Origin of the sequence: Aeromicrobium wangtongii (genome assembly GCF_024584515.1) — a bacterium.
In the GTDB taxonomy this organism is placed as follows: domain Bacteria; phylum Actinomycetota; class Actinomycetes; order Propionibacteriales; family Nocardioidaceae; genus Aeromicrobium; species Aeromicrobium wangtongii.
The window spans coordinates 1,585,409-1,601,331 of the sequence record NZ_CP102173.1; the positions used below are offsets into that span (position 1 = coordinate 1,585,409).

General features: G+C 70.1%; 16 protein-coding genes. 11 read left to right on the forward strand and 5 right to left on the reverse strand.

From position 1 onward, the window contains the following. Positions 1–19 precede the first annotated feature (19 nt). Positions 20–1,786: a GNAT family N-acetyltransferase gene (locus NQV15_RS07880; protein ID WP_232399271.1), complete on the forward strand. Its 1,767-nt coding sequence runs from the start codon at positions 20–22 to the stop codon at positions 1,784–1,786. Between the two features lie 48 nt (positions 1,787–1,834). After that, complete coding sequence (locus NQV15_RS07885; protein ID WP_232399272.1) at positions 1,835–2,182, forward strand: TfoX/Sxy family protein; 348 nt, start codon at positions 1,835–1,837, stop codon at positions 2,180–2,182. Positions 2,183–2,206: 24 nt separating this feature from the next. Here NQV15_RS07885 and NQV15_RS07890 read toward each other — a convergent pair whose 3' ends face one another. Continuing rightward, positions 2,207–2,608 (reverse strand): YccF domain-containing protein, encoded by a 402-nt coding sequence (locus NQV15_RS07890; RefSeq protein ID WP_232399273.1) that lies wholly within the window; start codon positions 2,606–2,608, stop codon positions 2,207–2,209. A gap of 65 nt (positions 2,609–2,673) precedes the next feature. Here NQV15_RS07890 and NQV15_RS07895 point away from each other — a divergent pair, with 65 nt between their 5' ends. Then, complete coding sequence (locus tag NQV15_RS07895; protein ID WP_232399274.1) at positions 2,674–3,150, forward strand: SRPBCC family protein; 477 nt, start codon at positions 2,674–2,676, stop codon at positions 3,148–3,150. Positions 3,151–3,159: 9 nt separating this feature from the next. Here NQV15_RS07895 and NQV15_RS07900 read toward each other — a convergent pair whose 3' ends face one another. Beyond that, a complete protein-coding gene (locus NQV15_RS07900) occupies positions 3,160–4,389 on the reverse strand; it encodes an HNH endonuclease (RefSeq protein ID WP_232399275.1) in 1,230 nt (409 codons plus the stop codon). A gap of 87 nt (positions 4,390–4,476) precedes the next feature. Between NQV15_RS07900 and NQV15_RS07905 the strand changes: the two genes are divergently transcribed. Continuing rightward, positions 4,477–5,067, forward strand: a complete 591-nt coding sequence (locus tag NQV15_RS07905; RefSeq protein WP_232399276.1) for an MOSC domain-containing protein — start codon at positions 4,477–4,479, stop codon at positions 5,065–5,067. A gap of 78 nt (positions 5,068–5,145) precedes the next feature. On the opposite strand, the gene NQV15_RS07910 is transcribed toward NQV15_RS07905, so the two are convergent. Next, positions 5,146–6,063, reverse strand: a complete 918-nt coding sequence (locus tag NQV15_RS07910) for a LysR family transcriptional regulator (protein ID WP_255669744.1) — start codon at positions 6,061–6,063, stop codon at positions 5,146–5,148. A gap of 48 nt (positions 6,064–6,111) precedes the next feature. Here NQV15_RS07910 and NQV15_RS07915 point away from each other — a divergent pair, with 48 nt between their 5' ends. Then, positions 6,112–7,113, forward strand: coding sequence for a DMT family transporter (locus NQV15_RS07915; RefSeq protein WP_232399278.1), 1,002 nt, complete (start codon positions 6,112–6,114; stop codon positions 7,111–7,113). Here NQV15_RS07915 and NQV15_RS07920 read toward each other — a convergent pair. Further along, complete coding sequence (locus tag NQV15_RS07920; protein ID WP_232399279.1) at positions 7,048–7,476, reverse strand: GNAT family N-acetyltransferase; 429 nt, start codon at positions 7,474–7,476, stop codon at positions 7,048–7,050. The genes NQV15_RS07915 and NQV15_RS07920 overlap by 66 nt on opposite strands. A 291-nt stretch (positions 7,477–7,767) precedes the next feature. On the opposite strand from NQV15_RS07920, the gene NQV15_RS07925 reads away from it, so the two are divergent. From NQV15_RS07925 to NQV15_RS07935, 3 genes are read left to right on the forward strand one after another with little or no spacing between them, the layout of a single operon-like run. Further along, positions 7,768–8,850: a type III polyketide synthase gene (locus tag NQV15_RS07925; protein WP_232399280.1), complete on the forward strand. Its 1,083-nt coding sequence runs from the start codon at positions 7,768–7,770 to the stop codon at positions 8,848–8,850. Continuing rightward, a complete protein-coding gene (locus NQV15_RS07930) occupies positions 8,847–9,383 on the forward strand; it encodes an isoprenylcysteine carboxyl methyltransferase family protein (protein ID WP_232399281.1) in 537 nt (178 codons plus the stop codon). Before NQV15_RS07925 ends, NQV15_RS07930 begins: the two co-directional genes overlap by 4 nt. Then, a complete protein-coding gene (locus NQV15_RS07935) occupies positions 9,383–10,408 on the forward strand; it encodes an NAD(P)/FAD-dependent oxidoreductase (RefSeq protein WP_232399282.1) in 1,026 nt (341 codons plus the stop codon). The genes NQV15_RS07930 and NQV15_RS07935 overlap by 1 nt, the downstream gene beginning before the upstream one ends. A gap of 41 nt (positions 10,409–10,449) precedes the next feature. Here NQV15_RS07935 and NQV15_RS07940 read toward each other — a convergent pair whose 3' ends face one another. Next, positions 10,450–11,373, reverse strand: a complete 924-nt coding sequence (locus tag NQV15_RS07940; protein ID WP_232399283.1) for a pyridoxal-phosphate dependent enzyme — start codon at positions 11,371–11,373, stop codon at positions 10,450–10,452. Positions 11,374–11,473: 100 nt separating this feature from the next. On the opposite strand from NQV15_RS07940, the gene NQV15_RS07945 reads away from it, so the two are divergent. The 3 genes from NQV15_RS07945 to NQV15_RS07955 all read left to right on the forward strand — a co-directional run bounded on the left by NQV15_RS07945 (position 11,474) and on the right by NQV15_RS07955 (position 15,872). Then, positions 11,474–12,166, forward strand: coding sequence for a DUF6629 family protein (locus tag NQV15_RS07945; RefSeq protein ID WP_232399284.1), 693 nt, complete (start codon positions 11,474–11,476; stop codon positions 12,164–12,166). Between the two features lie 46 nt (positions 12,167–12,212). Beyond that, positions 12,213–14,918: a helix-turn-helix transcriptional regulator gene (locus NQV15_RS07950; RefSeq protein ID WP_232399285.1), complete on the forward strand. Its 2,706-nt coding sequence runs from the start codon at positions 12,213–12,215 to the stop codon at positions 14,916–14,918. Positions 14,919–15,038: 120 nt separating this feature from the next. Further along, positions 15,039–15,872 carry an alpha/beta fold hydrolase gene (locus NQV15_RS07955; protein ID WP_232399286.1) on the forward strand — a complete coding sequence of 278 codons (834 nt, stop codon included), beginning with the start codon at positions 15,039–15,041 and terminating at the stop codon, positions 15,870–15,872. Positions 15,873–15,923 lie beyond the last annotated feature (51 nt).

Below are 15,923 nucleotides of genomic sequence, written 5' to 3' on the forward strand. Positions count from 1 at the left end.
CAGCGCTAGGGTATCGGCCATGCGACTCACCAACGTCGCCCATCTGCGCCTCCCGTTCGGACGACTGATCGGGTACGACGTGAGGGTGTCTGCACCCGGCCGTGAGCTGCCCATCTCGTTCGACCAGCGGCGGCACGTCAAGGCGGGGGACCGGCCCGGGTCATGGATGGCCATCTCGATCCGGCTCGACCAGCCGGTCGACAGGGACGTCCTCGCAGCCGCGTGGCTGGCGGTGATCGCCCGCCACGGCACCCTGCGGTCGGTGTTCGTGCCCGGCGACGACGGAGAGTCGCGGCTGCACGAGGTCGAGGTGGTCGGTGGTTCGTGGACCGAGCACCCCATCGCCCCGGGGCAGGCCGTCAACGATGCCCTCAAGGAGGTGCTCGACGCGGCGTGTCGCCCCTGCTCGGCGCCCTCGCACCGGCTCAGCGTCCTGGAGACCGCGGCGGGTCCGACGATCGTCGTCGCCGCGGATCACTCCCACGTCGACATGTGGTCGATGCTGGTGATCGTCCGTGAGCTGCTCGCCGCGCTGGCGGACGCCGGAGCGGGCCGGGCATCCAGTCTGGTTGCCGTTCCCGCGTTCGCCGAGCACTCCGCCGCGCTGCTGGACCGGGCCAGGGCGCCGCAGGAGGTCCACGACCGGTGGCGCGAGATCCTCGAGGGCAGCGGCGGGATGATGCCGCGGTTCCCGCTGCCACTCGGGGAGCCGGTGCCGCACCTGGAGCGGGTCGAGGTGCGCGACGTGCTCGACGTCGACGACAGCGCCGCCTTCACCGCGCAGGCCGGCGCCGATGGCGTCTCGACGCTCACGCTCGCAGTCTCGGCGATGACCGGGGTCACCCGCGAGCTGGCCGGTGAGCCGCTGCGCGCGGTCTTCCCGGTCCACAGCAGGTACGAGAGCACCTGGCACGACTCGGTCGGATGGTTCATCACCAACTCCGTGCTGGAGTCGGGCGATCCCGATCCGCGCACGTGCGCGGCCGCGGTCAAGGAGGCCGTCCAGCTGGGCTCGTGGCCGCTGGAGGAGATCCTGCGGCCATGGGGCGGCATGCCCGAAGCGCCCGGCATGTTCGCGATCTCGTGGCTCGACCTGCGGCGCCTGCCGGTGCGGGTCGACGCGGCCGGTCTCGAGGCCCAGTACGTCAGCGCCGCGATCCGCACCGACGGCGTCATGCTGTGGTTCATCCTCGACGAGAGCGGGCTGCACCTGCGGTGCCGCTACCCGGACACGCCGGAGGCGCGGACGCATGTGGGCGCGTGGCTGGACCAGCTGGTGGCCCGGCTGCAGCGCATCGCTCGTTCGTCGGCGGGCGGCCGCCTCGAGGTCGTCGGCCGGAGCTACCGGGTGGAGCGGGCGACCCGGGCCGACGTGCCTGCTGTCGTCGCTCTGCTGGCCGACGACGGGCTGGGACGAACCCGCGAGAATGCGGACGACGCGCGGTACGAGGCGGCGTTCGACGTCGTGGCACGTGACTCGTCGCAGTACCTCGCCGTCGTCCGCGACGAGACCGACGGGGTCGTGGCGACGATGCAGCTGACGATCATCCCCGGCCTCGTGCGCTCCGGCACGACGCGGTTGCAGATCGAGGGGGTGCGGGTCGCGGCGGCGCACCGCGCCCGCGGGCTGGGCGCGGCGATGCTCGAGTGGGCCCACGCGCACGGTCGCTCGCGGGGTGCCACGCTCGCGCAGCTCACGACGGACGGATCCCGGGAGCGGGCGCGGTCCTTCTACGAGCGGCTCGGCTACGAGCCCAGCCATGTCGGTCTGAAGCGGCATCTGTAGGCCATACTGGGAGGTGGTCGCTGCGAGACGAGCCCGAGGGGGTTGGCGATGGCATATGACCAAGCCCTGGCCGGACGGATCCGCGCCGCCGTCGAAGCAGCCGCCGGGGCGGTCGACTGCCGTGAGATCTCGATGTTCGGCGGACTCTGCTGGACGGTCAGCGGCCACATGGCCGTCGGTGCAGTGGGCGACGACCTCATGGTCCACGTCGGCACGGATGGTCTGGACGAAGCGCTGCGACAGGGTGCGCGACGGGCAACGATGGGGGAGCGGACGATGGGCGGCGTTGTGCTGGTCGCCGCCGCGGACCTGCCGACCTCCGCGGCACTCGACGGCTGGGTCGACCCCGCCGTGCAACGGGCCCGGGCTAAGCCACCCAAGACCGCCAAGGGCTGACCGTCGTCGGTGATAGGGGCGCCGTCAGGTGGTGACGAGCGCCGGATGCGACGCGTCCGCTGGCACGATGTCCCGCCCGAGCGGGAACAGCGAGATCGGGATCAGCTTGAAGTTCGCCAGGCCCAGCGGGATCCCGATGATGGTGATGCACAAGATGGCGCCGAGCACCGCGTGCCCGATCGCCAGCCACAGGCCCGAGAAGATGAACCACAGCACGTTGCCGATACCCGAGGCGACGCCGGCCCCGGGCTTGACGACGACGGTTCGTCCGAACGGCCACAGCGCGAACAGGCCGATGCGGAACGAGGCGATGCCGAACGGGATCCCGATGATCGTGATGCACCACAGGGCTCCGGCGAGCATGTAGCCGAGGAACATCCAGAAGCCGGAGACGACGAGCCAGAGGATGTTGAGCAGTAGTCGCATGTTTTCCGCCTGTCGGTGTCCACTCCACATTCTCACGCCCGAGCGTGCCGGTATCGTCCGGTGCCGTGCCCCCGCGAGCCAGGACCATCGAGAACGAGGTCGACGTGCCGGCGGACGCCGCAGCAGTCTGGGACCGGGTCGTCGATCCGGACGGCATCAATCACGAGATGCAGCCGTGGATGACGATGCGTCTTCCGCGCCGAGCCGCCGGGATGACCATCGAGACCATCCCGCTCGGTAGACCGGTGGGACGGGCCTGGCTGCGGCTGTTCGGCCTCGTCCCGTTCGACTTCGATCACCTGATGCTCGTCGAGGTCGAGACGGGCGTCCGGTTCGTGGAGAGGTCCACCATGATGAGCATGCGGCGCTGGGAGCACGAACGGACATTGACAACCGTCGCCGGTGGCACGCGCGTGCGCGACCGGGTGACCCTCCAGCCGCGGGTGCCCGTCCCGGGGCTGACCGTCGTTCTCGCGCGGGTGGTCGATGCGTTCTTCAAGCACCGGCAGCGGCGACTGGCACGGTACTTCGAAACCCATTGAGCTGCTCGCCTATTGGCGTAGGTGTCCGGGCAGCAGTGGTGGTGGGTCGGATCGGTATTGGTGGCCGGTGGGGGTTCGCCAGACGGTGGCTTTGCCGTCGGCGGTGACGGCCCAGCCTGGTAGGTGCTTGATGCTGTGGGATCGAGCGCACAGGCCTTGGCCGTTGTCCTTGACTGACAGTCCGCCGTGCTCGTAGGCGTGGACGTGGTCGTCGTGGCGAACTTTCAGGTCGCAGCCGGGTTGGCGGCAGTACTGGTCGCGGGTGCGGATGTGCGCCGACGTGGTGCGGTCGAAGCGGCGCCTGCGGGGTTCGCGGACGGCCAGGGTGCCGTCGACGGGGTCGATGAGCAGGCGGCGGACCGAGGCGCGGGGTGCGCGGGCGAGGATCTCCTCGGCGACATCGGGGCAGATGGGTCCGTAACCGGTCAGCTCGACGGGAGTGTCGCCGCCGGCGACGAGGGTCTTGGCGTCCAGGACCAGGTTCAGTTCGACATCACAGGAGTCTGCGTAGGTCAGGCCGGTGACGCGTTCGACCAGGGTCTGGCACATGATCTGCCCGCGGGTGCGGGGATCGCCGGTGGCGCGCAGGCCGCTGGCGTAGTCGTCCAGGGCTTTGTAGGCGGCCAGGATCTGCTCGGCGGGGCCGCGGACGTGCAGGTGCGCGACGCCGTCCTTGTCGGGGAACATCGACACGCGTTGATCGGCACGGTTGCGGGTGGCCCGCTCGTGCGCGGCTTCGGCGTCGATGCTGATGACGACCCGGGCGGCAGCACGCCTGGCTTCGGCGGTGGTCAGGCCCGGCAGCTCGGGGGCGAGCTCACCGTCGGCGACGATCAGGTCGTCGACGTGCAGGGAGTCGACTTCGTGGGCGATGCCCCGAACGGTCGCTTCGCTGATGACACCGGTGGCGAACAGGGCGAACACGGCCGGCATCTGCGCCATCACTAGCGCGACACCGACCTGGGTGCCGGCGGCGGTGGGGCCGATGTTGCGGGCCATCGCCACTTCGCCGATGACCGAAAGGGTCGGGTCTCCAGTGCCCAAGGGCATCAGCTTGGTGCGCTCGGAGAGCAGTCCGGCGATCTGCGCCAGCTGTTCGGCCTGCAGCGCCCGGATCCCACGATCGAGGGCCACGATCGCATCGATCCGGTGGCCGCCACGGTCCAGAACCGGGTCCCCACCGAAGTCGTGGGCGCGCACCCGAGTCAGTACTGACTCCGTCGGCGCGTCCTTGAACATACCTCCACACTAGAGGCCACCACCGACACAAACTTCCTGCGAGATCAGCGGTTTCCACACCCTCGACTCGCACGACACAATGAGCTCATGCCCACCCCTCAGGTCGTCGCCGTCAGCCGTGACCAGACCCACCGATTCAGCAAGGTGCCGGTCGACTCGATCACCCTGGTGGCTGGGCTGGGGGTGCTCGGGGACGCCCACGCCGGCACGTTGGTGCAGCACCGATCGCGGGTGCGTCGCAACCCCAACCAGCCCAACCTGCGGCAGGTGCACCTGCTCCAGGCCGAGATCTTCGATGACGCCCGCGCCATGGGCTACGAGCTGCACGCCGGCGACCTGGGGGAGAACATCCTGACCGCAGACCTGGACCTCCTGGGTCTGCCGACAGGGACGTTGCTCGACCTGGGGGGCCCGGTCGTGCGGCTCACCGGGCTGCGCAACCCGTGCGTCCAGATCAACACCTTCCGGGCCGGCCTGATGAAGGTCGTGCTGTCCCGCGCGGACGGGACGCCGTCCGAGCAGCCGGCGCCCTCAACCGCGTCGGCGAAGCACTCGACCACGCACGTCATCCGCAAGGCAGGAGTCATGGCTGTCGTCGATCGCGGCGGCGACGTCGTCCCGGGCCAGGCGATCACGGTGACTCTTCCCGACACGCGCACACCACTGAAGCCGGTCTAACTGGGGATGTTCCCTATTCCCCGATATGACGCGGATACGCCTCGCGGGTTCTGAACCGACCTTCGCGGCGGGTCCCGTTCACTCGGGGGCCCAGCGCTCGGTGAGCCCCGTCGCGATGGTCTTCACCTCTGCCAGAACTGCCTTCACCGTGGCGCGCTCGAGGGTCTCCGCTCTGGCGAGGCAGTCGATGTATCGGCCGAGACCCGGATTGGCGATCGGGCGGAGCACCAGGTCCGGATGGGCGCGGAGGTCGCTGGTGTACCGGGGCATCAGCGCTATGCAGTCGCTGGCGGACACCACCGCGGCGGCCACCAGGAACTCGTTGATCCGGTGCACGATGCGGGCCTCGTTGCCGCCGACGCCCGCGATCACGGTGATGGCCTGTTCCAGTGGGAAGCCCTCGTGCACCGCGACCCAGGACTCATCACCGAGATCGGCTGGCTCGATCGCCGACTTCGCTGCCAGGCGATGGTCGCGTCGGACGACGATGTCCAAGGGCTCGAACAGCAGCGGTTCTGCACGCACCGATGTCGGCCACGTCGGGGAGCCGACGAGTCGATGCGCCAGGACCAGGTCGTGATCGGTCGTGAGCGAGGGAAAATCACCCTGAGCCACGTCGAAGTCGCCCAGCCTGAGGTCCGGCTTGTCGGGTCCGTGCAGCGCCTTGATCAGCGGCGCAAAGATTGCCAGTCCCGCGCTGTGGAAGGCTGCCACCGAAACGGTGCCGGAGCGGTCGTCCTGGAAGCGCGCCACTGCCTGCTCGGCGCGCTCGAGCGCCACCTCCACGTCGATCGCAGCCTTCGCCAGAGCGCGTCCGGCGTCGGTCAGCGCCGTCCGTCGCCCGTCCCGGTACGTCAACGGGACGGGTGAGCGGCGTTGCAGCGCACTGATCTGCTGCGAGATCGATGACGGGCTGACGCGCATGGCGGCCGCCACCGCGGCGATGCTGCCCCGGTCGCCCAGCTCTCTCAAAGCTCGAAGCTGGCCAAGTTCCATAAGGCCAAACTAAACCATCAGTTCCATAATCACTGTCTTGTCTAATGTGTGAGCCGGCAAGACGATGATGAGATGCACCTTGTCTCCCGTTTCCGCGTCGACCTGCTCCTGTTCATGGTCGCCGCCGCGTGGGGCTCGACGTACCTCGTGGCCAAGGAGCTGGTGACCCCGAGCTCCGTGGTGGCACTCCTGGCGCTGCGGATGCTGCTCGCCGCCACCGTCATGGGGGCGATCGTGGCGGCTCGGCGCCGCCCGGTGACCGCAGCCGAGCTGCAGGTAGGTGTCTTTCTCGGAGGGCTGCTGGCCGGCGTGTTCGTGTTTGAGACCTTTGGGATCGCTCACACCTCGGCCACGAACGCCGGACTGATCATCAGCCTGACGATCGTGTTCACGCCGATCCTCGACTCGTTCGTCTCCGGTCGCCGGTTGCCGGTCACGTTCCTTGTCGCCGCCACGATCGCCGTCGTCGGGGTCGCACTTCTCGCCGGAAACGGTGCACTGCGTCCACCGAACCTCGGCGATCTGCTGATCCTCGGAGCGGCAGTCGTCCGAGCTGTCCATGTGACCTGGATGCCCAAGCTCACGGCCGACAGGCCGATGGACACACTCCACCTCACGACGGTGCAGCTGGCCACCTGCGCGGCGCTCTTCTCCGCGGGATCCGTGGTTCACGGCGACTCGATCCCGCAGTACGTCGCCCAGCTCGACCTCGGACGAGTCACCCTGTTCCTCTATCTGGTGCTCGTGTGCACGGTCTTTGCCTTCTTCGTTCAGATCTGGGCAGTGCGGCGCACGTCCCCCTCCAGGGTCAGCCTGCTTCTTGGCAGCGAACCCATCTGGGCCGCCGTCATCGGCATCACGGTGGCCAACGACAGCCTCACGCCGGCCGGCTATTGCGGCATCGGCCTCATCCTTGCCGGCACGGCCTGGGGCCGCTCCGTCGAGCGGAACCACCGGCTCCTGGCCGGGAGGCGGCCTGCCCCGTCACGGTCTGACAAAGACGCCCATGCGCCCGGCCGGACGGAAGCCGTTCCTTTCGTAGAAGGCTGACGCGTCCCCGTCTCGCGCAGTCAGGAGATACCAGTGCCGCACGTCTCCCAGCTGATCGGCCAGGGCCTGCAGGAGCCGGGTGCCGTGGCCACAGCGCTGCACGCCTGCGCGAACACACATCTCCTTGAGGAGGAAGTGATCGTCGCCCGCTGAGCGTTCCAGATGACCGAGAGCGAAACCGAGCAGCTCGCCGGCGGGATCCCACAGACAGACGCCGTGGGCACGAGGTGTGGCGAGGATGTCGCCGAGCCGCTGCGCAGCATCGACGGCACTCCACGATTCGTTCCACGGTGGCGCGCTGAAGGTGTCGACGTAGAGGGAGACACAAGCGCCGAGCGCGTTGGTCGTCAGCGTGGTGATCACGTATGAACCATGTCAGGTCGGTTGCCCCGCGGCCTGTCGGACGGAGTACGGCGAACACGGAGCCGCCTCCATGGTGACGTCCGCTGCCAGGATGTTGGCTCGAGACTGCGAAGTGCCCGACCCTGTGCCTGGCACAGATCGACCCCACGACGGGCTGCATCGAGGCCTGAGCTGATCGGACCACGTCGACGCTGGGATGACAATTGTTCTCGAGATGTCGCCCCGGTCGGCCCGTGTGACGATGAAAAGAACCGGCATGGCGCTGCGGCGCCCCCGACGAAGGGAACGCGCGTGCAGATTCTCTCGGTGCGTGGCGCACTGCCCGAGCACTGCTACCAGCAGGACGAGATCACCGACGCCTTCGTGAGAGTCGTCGGTGACGGAACCCTCGATCGTGACCAACTGCAGGCCTTCCACGACCATGCGGGCGTCCGACAGCGACATCTCGTGCTGCCGTTGGAGGACTACGCGGAGCTCGACGACTTCGGACGCTCGAACGACCTCTTCATCGAGCACGCGGTTGCGCTGGGGTCCCGCGCGCTGCTCGATGCCTTGAAGGCGGCTGGTCTGACGCCGTCCGACGTCGACCTGATCGTGACCACCACCGTCACCGGAGTGGCGGTTCCGTCGCTCGACGCGCGGCTGGCCTCCGCCATCGGCCTGCGACCGGACGTGAAGCGCGTCCCGATCTTCGGCCTCGGATGCGTGGCGGGCGCGGCTGGTATCGCCCGCCTCCATGATCATCTCGTCGGGCATCCCGGCGACGTGGCGGTGCTGGTCTCGGTGGAGCTGTGCTCGCTCACGGTCCAGCGCGCAGACGTCTCCGTCGCCAACCTGGTGGCCAGCGGCCTGTTCGCCGACGGCGCGGCGGCCCTCGTCGCGCGGGGCTCAACGGGCGGGCGACCAGTGACCGTCCCCTCCGGCGCTGCCACGATCGAGGTGATCGACTCGCGCAGCCGGTTGTACCCGGACTCCGAACGCGTCATGGGCTTCGACCTGAGGTCGACGGGGCTTCGGATCGTGCTGGACGTGGGCGTGCCCGCCGTCGTCGAGCAGTTCATCGGTGGCGACGTCGACCTGTTCCTGGAGTCCCACGGATTGACCCGGGCCGACATCGACTTCTGGGTCTGCCACCCAGGTGGGCCGAAGGTGATCGAGGCGCTCGAACGGACGCTCGGGCTCAGCCACGAGGACGTCGCCCTGACGTGGGAGTCGCTGGCCACGGTCGGCAACCTCTCGTCCGCCTCGGTGCTGCACGTCCTGATGGACACGCTGCGCGAGCGACCACCGGCGCCGGGTGCGTACGGCATCCTCATGGCGATGGGGCCGGGCTTCTGCTCCGAGCTGGTGCTGGTGCGCGGGGCAGCGGCATGACCAGCCTGCTGGCGTTCACGATCCTGGTCGGTCTCGTCGGGCTCGAGCGGGTCGCGGAGATGATCGTGTCGCGCCGCAATGCCGAGTGGAGCTTCGCGCGGGGCGGCGTCGAGAGCGGCCAGCGGCACTTCCCGGTCATGGTGGCGCTCCACACGGCGTTCCTGGTGGGCATGCTCGTGGAGGCGTGGTGGCGACGGCCGGACGTGCCCGCGGCCCTCGCCTGGTCGATGCTGGCCGTGGTCATCGCCTGCCAAGCGGGACGCTGGTGGTGCATCCAGGCGCTGGGCCGGCACTGGAACACGCGGGTGATCATCGTCCCGGGCACACCGCCGGTGCGGCGCGGGCCCTACCGGGTGCTGAGCCATCCGAACTACGTGGTCGTCGTGGTCGAGGGAGTCGCGCTGCCCATGGTCCACGACGCGTGGATCACCGCCGTCGTGTTCACGGTGCTCAACGCCGCCCTCCTGACGGTGCGGCTCCGCGTGGAGTCGGCCGCCCTGCGCACGTTGCCGGTCGCCCAGCCCGCCGCCTGATGCGGGACCTCGTCGTCGCGGGCGGAGGGCCGGTCGGACTCATCACGGCCCTGTTCGCGGCGCGCGCGGGCCTGGACGTCGTGGTGCGTGAACCGCGCCGGGGCCCGGTCGACAAGGCGTGCGGGGAAGGGCTCATGCCGGGGGCGGTGGCCGGCCTCCAGGAGCTCGGTGTCGAGCTGTGGGGACGTCCGCTCGCCGGCATCCGCTACCTGGATGCGACGCGTTCGGCCGAGGCGCCGTTCCGCCACGGCACGGGCATGGGGGTCAGGCGGACGGCGCTGCACGCCGCGCTGACCGAGGCGGTCGCCGCCGCTGGCGTCGAGGTGGAGCAGGCGGCGGTCCGGGACGTCCAGGATCGTGGCGATCACGTGCTGGCCGACGGCACGCCCGCCCGGTACCTGATCGCTGCGGACGGTCTGCACTCGCCGACCCGGCGGGCGCTGGGGCTGGACGGAGTCAGCCGCATGCCGCAGCGGTACGCGCAGCGCGCGCACGCGTCGATCGAACCGTGGACCGACCTCGTCGAGGTGCACTGGGCGCAGTCGGGGGAGGCATACGTGACGCCGACCGCCGACGGCCAGGTCGGCGTGGCGATCCTGACGCGTCAGCGGGGCAGGAGCTTCCACGACCTGCTCGCCGACCACCCGGGGCTGGTCGAGCGCCTCGCCGGTGCACCGCTGGGCCGCGTCAAGGGTGCCGGTCCGTTGCGCCAGCGCGCGACCAGGCGGGTGCAGGGACAGGTGCTGCTGGTCGGCGACGCGGCCGGCTACGTCGACGCGCTGACCGGCGAGGGGATCGCGCTGGGTCTCGCGCAGGCCAGGGCCGCGATCGCCGCCGTGCTCGCCGCCGACCCGGAGCGCTACGAGCAGGACTGGCGACGGCTCACCTGGCGCCACGACCTGATGACCGCGGCCCTGGTGACGGCGAGCCGGGCGTCCCTCGTCCGCTCCGGCATCGTCCCGGCAGCACGACGGCTCCCGGCGGTGTTCGGCTGGGCGGTCGACCAGCTCGCCCGACCCGCCTGAGCGCGCCCGAGGACGCTCGCGACGGCTGGTCGTCGGCGGGGCTAGAACGCCTCGTGGCCGAACAGGCCGGGAAGCCCGCCGGTGTGCAGGAAGACGGTCCTGTCGCCGGGCCGGATCCCTCCCGAGGCGACGGCCGAGACGAGACCGGCCATGGCACGTCCGGAGTAGGTCGGGTCGAGGATGAGTCCTTCGGTGCGGGCGGCGCGAGACAGCGCGGCACGCGTCGACTCGGCCAGGTGCTCGTACCCCTGCCCGACCTGCCCTCCGTCGATGCGCAGCGAGTCCGCGGCGCCCTGGGTGCCGGACCGCATCCCCTCCATCAGGGCGTGGACGGTGCGGCGGGCGTCGGGCACGGCGCCGGTGTCCACGCCCAGGACCCGTTCCGCACCGAGGGCTGTGACGAGTCCGGCCATGGTTCCACCTGATCCGACGGCGACGACGACGTGGCGGACGTCGGGCACCTGGTCGAGCACCTCCTGGCCGGCGCGCACGTACGCCTCGGCGCTCGCAGGGCTCGAGCCGCCGAACGGGATGCGATGGACTCGCCCTCGGCTTCGGTCGTGCTCGACCTCGTCCGCGACGGCCTCGGGCGGCCGGCGCCCGGACCAGATGATCTCCGCCCCGAAGAGGCGGTCGAGCAGGACGTTGCCCCGCTCGGTCTCGGGCGCATGACCCTGGAGCACCAGGACGACCGGCAGGCCGACCCGCGCGCCCGCCGCGGCCGTGAGCCGGGCGTGGTTGCTCTGGGCTGCTCCGGTGGTGACCACCACGTCCGCCGCGGCATCCAGGGCCTGCCCCATCGTCACCTGCAGCTTGCGGACCTTGTTGCCGCCCCCGCCGAGCCCCATCAGGTCGTCGCGCTTGACGAGCAGATCGTCGGCGTCGAGGCCGAGGTCCACCGCGAGCCTCGGTGCGGCGTCGATGGGGGTGGGGCCGTTCATGAACCCTGCCGTGCCGTTGCTCATGTGTCTCCCTGTCGTGGGGGCTGCCAACTCTAGCCCGGCGGAGCCCACAGATGGCTGACGGAACGTAGGCTGAGGTTCTACCCACAGAGAGCCGGCTGCCATGTGCTTCTCCACCGAGGCCGATGTGGTCGCAGGGATCGCCCTGCTGCCCGTGGCAGCACTGTCGCTGCGCGAGGTCCGCCACGTGCGGGAGCTGCCATTCGCCGCGCTACCGCTGCTGTTCGCCGCCCATCAGCTCACCGAGGCCATCGTCTGGGCGGGATTCGACGGTGACGTGTCGTCGAGCGTCCAGAAGGTCGCGGCGATGGTCTACGTGGTCTTCGCCTTCTCGGTGCTGCCGACGCTGGTCCCGGCCGCCGTGCTGCTCCTGGAGCCGAGGGGCGCCCGGCTGCGGGTGTCACCCTTCGTCGTCCTCGGCCTGGTGGTCTCTGCCCAGCTGACCTACTTCGTGCTCAACGGCCCGGTCTCCGTCGAGGAGCACAACCATGCCGTGGAGTACCACGTGGGCCTGCAGAACGGCACGTTCTGGGCCGTGCTCTACATCGTTGCCGTGATCGGTCCGTCGCTGTTGTCGGGATACCCGTCCATCGTGGCCTTCGGTCTGCTCAACCTGGTCGGGCTGACACTGGTCGCCGTCCTGTACCGCGAGGCGTTCGCCTCGATCTGGTGCGTGGTGGCGGCCCTCCTGTCGGTGCTGGTGCTGGTGCACATGTATCTCCGTAGACGTCTGCCCGACCCGCACAGGCTTCACGGACAACCGCTCGAGCCGTCGCCTGATCCGGCGAACCGTTAAGTGAAGGGGTGTCCCATAGCCGGGCCCGGCCCCTACGATGCGAGCCATGGTCCCCACCAACCGGCTCATCGGGCGGTCGCGAGAGATCGACTGGCTCTCGTCGGTGCTGTCCGGCGGCTGGCGGGCCGCGGTCGCGGAGGGCGACGCCGGCGTGGGCAAGACAGCGCTCCTGGACGAGCTGGAGCGACATGGCCGAGCCGACGGGTGGACGGTGGTGCGGCTCCAGTGCGTGGAGGCGGAGCGCGGATTCCCGTACGCTGCTCTCGACCGGATCCTGCGACCGCTCAAGGCCTACGTCCAGGCGCTGGCCGATCACCAACGCATGGCCGTCGAGGTGGTGCTCGGACGCAGGACCGGTGATGCTCCCGCCGTCATCGCGCTGGGCACAGCCGTCCTGGACCTGCTCGTGCTGGCAGGTGAGGACTCGCCGCGTCTGCTCATCGTCGACGACGCGCACTGGATCGACACAGCGAGCGGCGAGGTGCTGATGTTCGTGGCGCGCCGGCTCAGCGACGCCCGGGCGTCGATCGCCCTGGGGTTGCGCACCGGCGAGCCGACCGACCTCGACGTGGCCGGCATCGAGCACCTCGAGCTGTCGCCGCTCGACCCGGCGAGCGCGGCCGAGCTGCTCGACGCTCATCACCCCACCCTGTCCTCTGCGCTGCGGGCCGAGGTGCTCCGGTGGGCGGTGGGCAATCCGTTGGCGCTCGCCGAGCTGCCGGCTTCACTGGCGGCCGGCTCGACAACGGTCGCGAGGCCCGAGCTGCCGCTGCCACGACGACTCGAGCGGGCGTACGCCCAGCGTCTGGGGCGCTTGCCGCGGGATGAGCGAGACGCCCTGCTGCTCCTGGCGCTGGACGGGATGGCAGAGGCGATCGGGGATCACGGCTTGGCACACGGGCTCGACGGAGCCCGCACCGCCGGGCTCGTCGACGTCCACCCGTCGGACGGTCGACTGTCATTTCGTCACCCCTTGGTGCGGTCCGCGGTCGTCGGTGCGGCGTCGTCGGGGCAGGTGCGGACCGCGCACCTGCATCTTGCCGAGGTCCGCGCGAGCGATCCGCTGCGACGAGCCCACCACCTGGCGTCGGCCACGATCGAGCCCGACGAGGAGGTCGCACTCGTCGTGCAGAGGGGCGCCGAGCACGCCGCCCGGCGTGGTGGAGCCACCGTCGCGGTCAAGCTGCTGGTCCGTGCCGCGGCGTTGAGCGAGCATCCGGACGTTCGGGAGCGACGCCTCGCCGACGCCGCCTTCGTCGCCACCAGCGCGGGTCTGCTCGATGACGCCGCGGCGCTGCTCGGCCAGCTGGACCGGATCAGCGGCGAGCTGACCTCTCCGTCGGCGGTGCTCACCGACGCCTATCTGCGGCTGTTCCGTGGGGGTGCGGCTGTGCCGACGCACCGCATGGTGCTGGCCACAGTGCGACGGCACGGCCATGACGTGGACGACGAGACTCTCGATCGTCTCATCAACGTGCTGCTGATGATCACCATGTACTCCGCCGATCCGGCCCTGTGGGCACAGACCGAGTCTCTGATCGATGAGCACGCCGAGCGGCTCGGGCCGGTGAGCTTGCTCGTGCGCGAGATCGGGGGACACCTGCTGAGTCACGCAGACGGTGCCCGCGACCGCGTGGCCGAGGCGTTCACCCTGCCCGGCCACGACCCATTGGACGTGGTCATGTTGGCGCTCTGCGCCTTCTGGGTCGACTCGCTGGGAGAGCACCGCTCATACCTGGAGCGGATGGTCGACAGGGAGGTCGCGGCCGGCGCCCGGTCCGACGCGATGGCGCTGCTGCACTTCACGCTCCTCAGCCAGACGGACGCAGGGCTCTGGGACGACGCTGCGACGACGTTCGCCCGCGGTGTGGAGCTGAGCACCGAGCTCGGATTCGAGATGTTCACCTATCTCTACCGCGCGTTCTACGCTCGCGTCCTGGCTCAGCGCGGTGACATCGAGGCAGCCCGCGAGCTGGCGTTCTCGGTCGACGCGTGGGCCCGCCCACGGGGACTCGGGGTCATGCTTCATCACGTGGAAGGTGCCGCGCTGGCCGGCCTGCTCGCGGTCGGTGAGTACCACCGGGCATGGGGTTTCGCCATCGGCCTCGGCGCGCCCGGCTCCTTCCCGCCGTACGTCCATGAGTCGTTCCGTTGCCTGCTCGACGTCGTCGAGGCCGGGATGGCGACGGGCCACGCCGACGAGGCGCGCCGGCACGCGCTGGCGGCGGATGCTCAGGGCGTGCGGGCCGTGTCACCGCGGATGGACATGCTGACGACAGCTGTTCTGGCGATCACCGACATCACTGCCGAGGCGGACCGGTTGTTCACGATCGCGTCCGCACACCCGGCCGCGCCGGCTTTCCCGTTCGACCAGGCCCGGATCAGTCTGGCCCACGGCAGGTGGTTGCGGCGTCACGGCGACCTGCGCCGCGCACGGGTCGCCTTGACCCGTGCGGTCGACCAGTTCGACCGTCTGGGCACCCCGCCGTGGGCGGAGCGTGCGGCGCACGAGCGGTCGTTGGCGGGATCCTCCGGTGGGGAGGCTGACGACCGCCTCCGCCACCTGACGGAGCAGGAGCTGCGCATCGCCGAGCTCGCCGCGACCGGGTTGAGCAACAAGGAGATCGGTGCTCGGCTCTACCTGTCCCCGCGCACGGTGGGCACGCACCTCTACCGCATCTTCCCCAAGCTGGACATCACCTCCCGCGCCGCGCTGCGCGACGCATTGGCAGAGGCCAAGTCCGACGAGTGACGTACGCATGTACGTCACCAGGTGAAGTCATCTGACCGACCGCGACGGCGCTGTGTCCCGCCAACGTTGATGACGAGCCGGAACACCCCGGCTCGCCAGAGACGGAATCGAGACACGAACATGCCGATGCTGACTGTGGGCGCCGAGAACGGTGCGCCCGTCGAGCTCTACTACGAGGTGCAGGGCAGGGGAGCCCCCGTCGTGCTGATCCACGGATGGCCGTTGAGCGGCCGATCCTGGGAGAAGCAGGTCGTCGCCCTGGTCGAGGCCGGCTACCAGGCCATCACCTACGACCGTCGCGGGTTCGGGCGGTCCACACCCACCTGGGACGGCCACGACTACGACACCATCGCGGCCGACCTGGACGCCCTGCTCGTCCACCTGGACCTGACGGACGTCACGCTGGTCGGCTTCTCGGCCGGTGGCGGCGCCGTCGCTCGCTACATCGGCAGCCACGGCACCGCCCGGGTTGCCAAGGCGGTGCTGGCCAGCGCGGTGACTCCGTTCCTGCACGTCACCGATGGCAACCCCGAGGGCGGCCTGGACGACGGCACGATCGCGCACTTCGAGGCCGGCATCCGCGCCGACCGAGCGGGATTCGCCGACCAGTTCCTCACCCTGCTCTACTCCGCCGCCGGCACGTCCACCGTCAGCGAGCCGCAGCGCCTGCACGGTCGCGACCTGGCCAACGCCGCCTCGCCGCGAGCGACCCTCGCGGGACCTGACGCGTTCGGACGCACCGACTTCCGCCCCGACCTGGAGAAGTTCGACGTGCCCACGCTCGTCATCCACGGCGACTCGGACGCCGTCGTGCCCTTCCACGTCAGCGGACGGCGCGCGGCTGCTGCGATCGACGGGGCCGAACTGGTCCTCATCGAGGGCGGCCCACACGGCATCAACGTCTCTCACGCCGACCAGTTCAACGACGCGCTGATCGGCTTCCTCGACCGCTGACCGGTCCGGCCCACCTTTCCCCGCAACACCCACCCACCGGCGCGTCCGCGC

What these genes read in the sequence shown, in the direction of transcription:
- NQV15_RS07880 (WP_232399271.1), top strand. Translation starts at nt 20, where the DNA reads ATGCGACTCACCAACGTCGCCCATCTGCGCCTCCCGTTCGGACGACTG.
- NQV15_RS07885 (WP_232399272.1), top strand. Translation starts at nt 1,835, where the DNA reads ATGGCATATGACCAAGCCCTGGCCGGACGGATCCGCGCCGCCGTCGAA.
- NQV15_RS07890 (WP_232399273.1), bottom strand. Translation starts at nt 2,608, where the DNA reads ATGCGACTACTGCTCAACATCCTCTGGCTCGTCGTCTCCGGCTTCTGG.
- NQV15_RS07900 (WP_232399275.1), bottom strand. Translation starts at nt 4,389, where the DNA reads ATGTTCAAGGACGCGCCGACGGAGTCAGTACTGACTCGGGTGCGCGCC.
- NQV15_RS07905 (WP_232399276.1), top strand. Translation starts at nt 4,477, where the DNA reads ATGCCCACCCCTCAGGTCGTCGCCGTCAGCCGTGACCAGACCCACCGA.
- NQV15_RS07910 (WP_255669744.1), bottom strand. Translation starts at nt 6,063, where the DNA reads ATGGAACTTGGCCAGCTTCGAGCTTTGAGAGAGCTGGGCGACCGGGGC.
- NQV15_RS07930 (WP_232399281.1), top strand. Translation starts at nt 8,847, where the DNA reads ATGACCAGCCTGCTGGCGTTCACGATCCTGGTCGGTCTCGTCGGGCTC.
- NQV15_RS07935 (WP_232399282.1), top strand. Translation starts at nt 9,383, where the DNA reads ATGCGGGACCTCGTCGTCGCGGGCGGAGGGCCGGTCGGACTCATCACG.
- NQV15_RS07940 (WP_232399283.1), bottom strand. Translation starts at nt 11,373, where the DNA reads ATGAGCAACGGCACGGCAGGGTTCATGAACGGCCCCACCCCCATCGAC.
- NQV15_RS07945 (WP_232399284.1), top strand. Translation starts at nt 11,474, where the DNA reads ATGTGCTTCTCCACCGAGGCCGATGTGGTCGCAGGGATCGCCCTGCTG.
- NQV15_RS07950 (WP_232399285.1), top strand. Translation starts at nt 12,213, where the DNA reads ATGGTCCCCACCAACCGGCTCATCGGGCGGTCGCGAGAGATCGACTGG.
- NQV15_RS07955 (WP_232399286.1), top strand. Translation starts at nt 15,039, where the DNA reads ATGCCGATGCTGACTGTGGGCGCCGAGAACGGTGCGCCCGTCGAGCTC.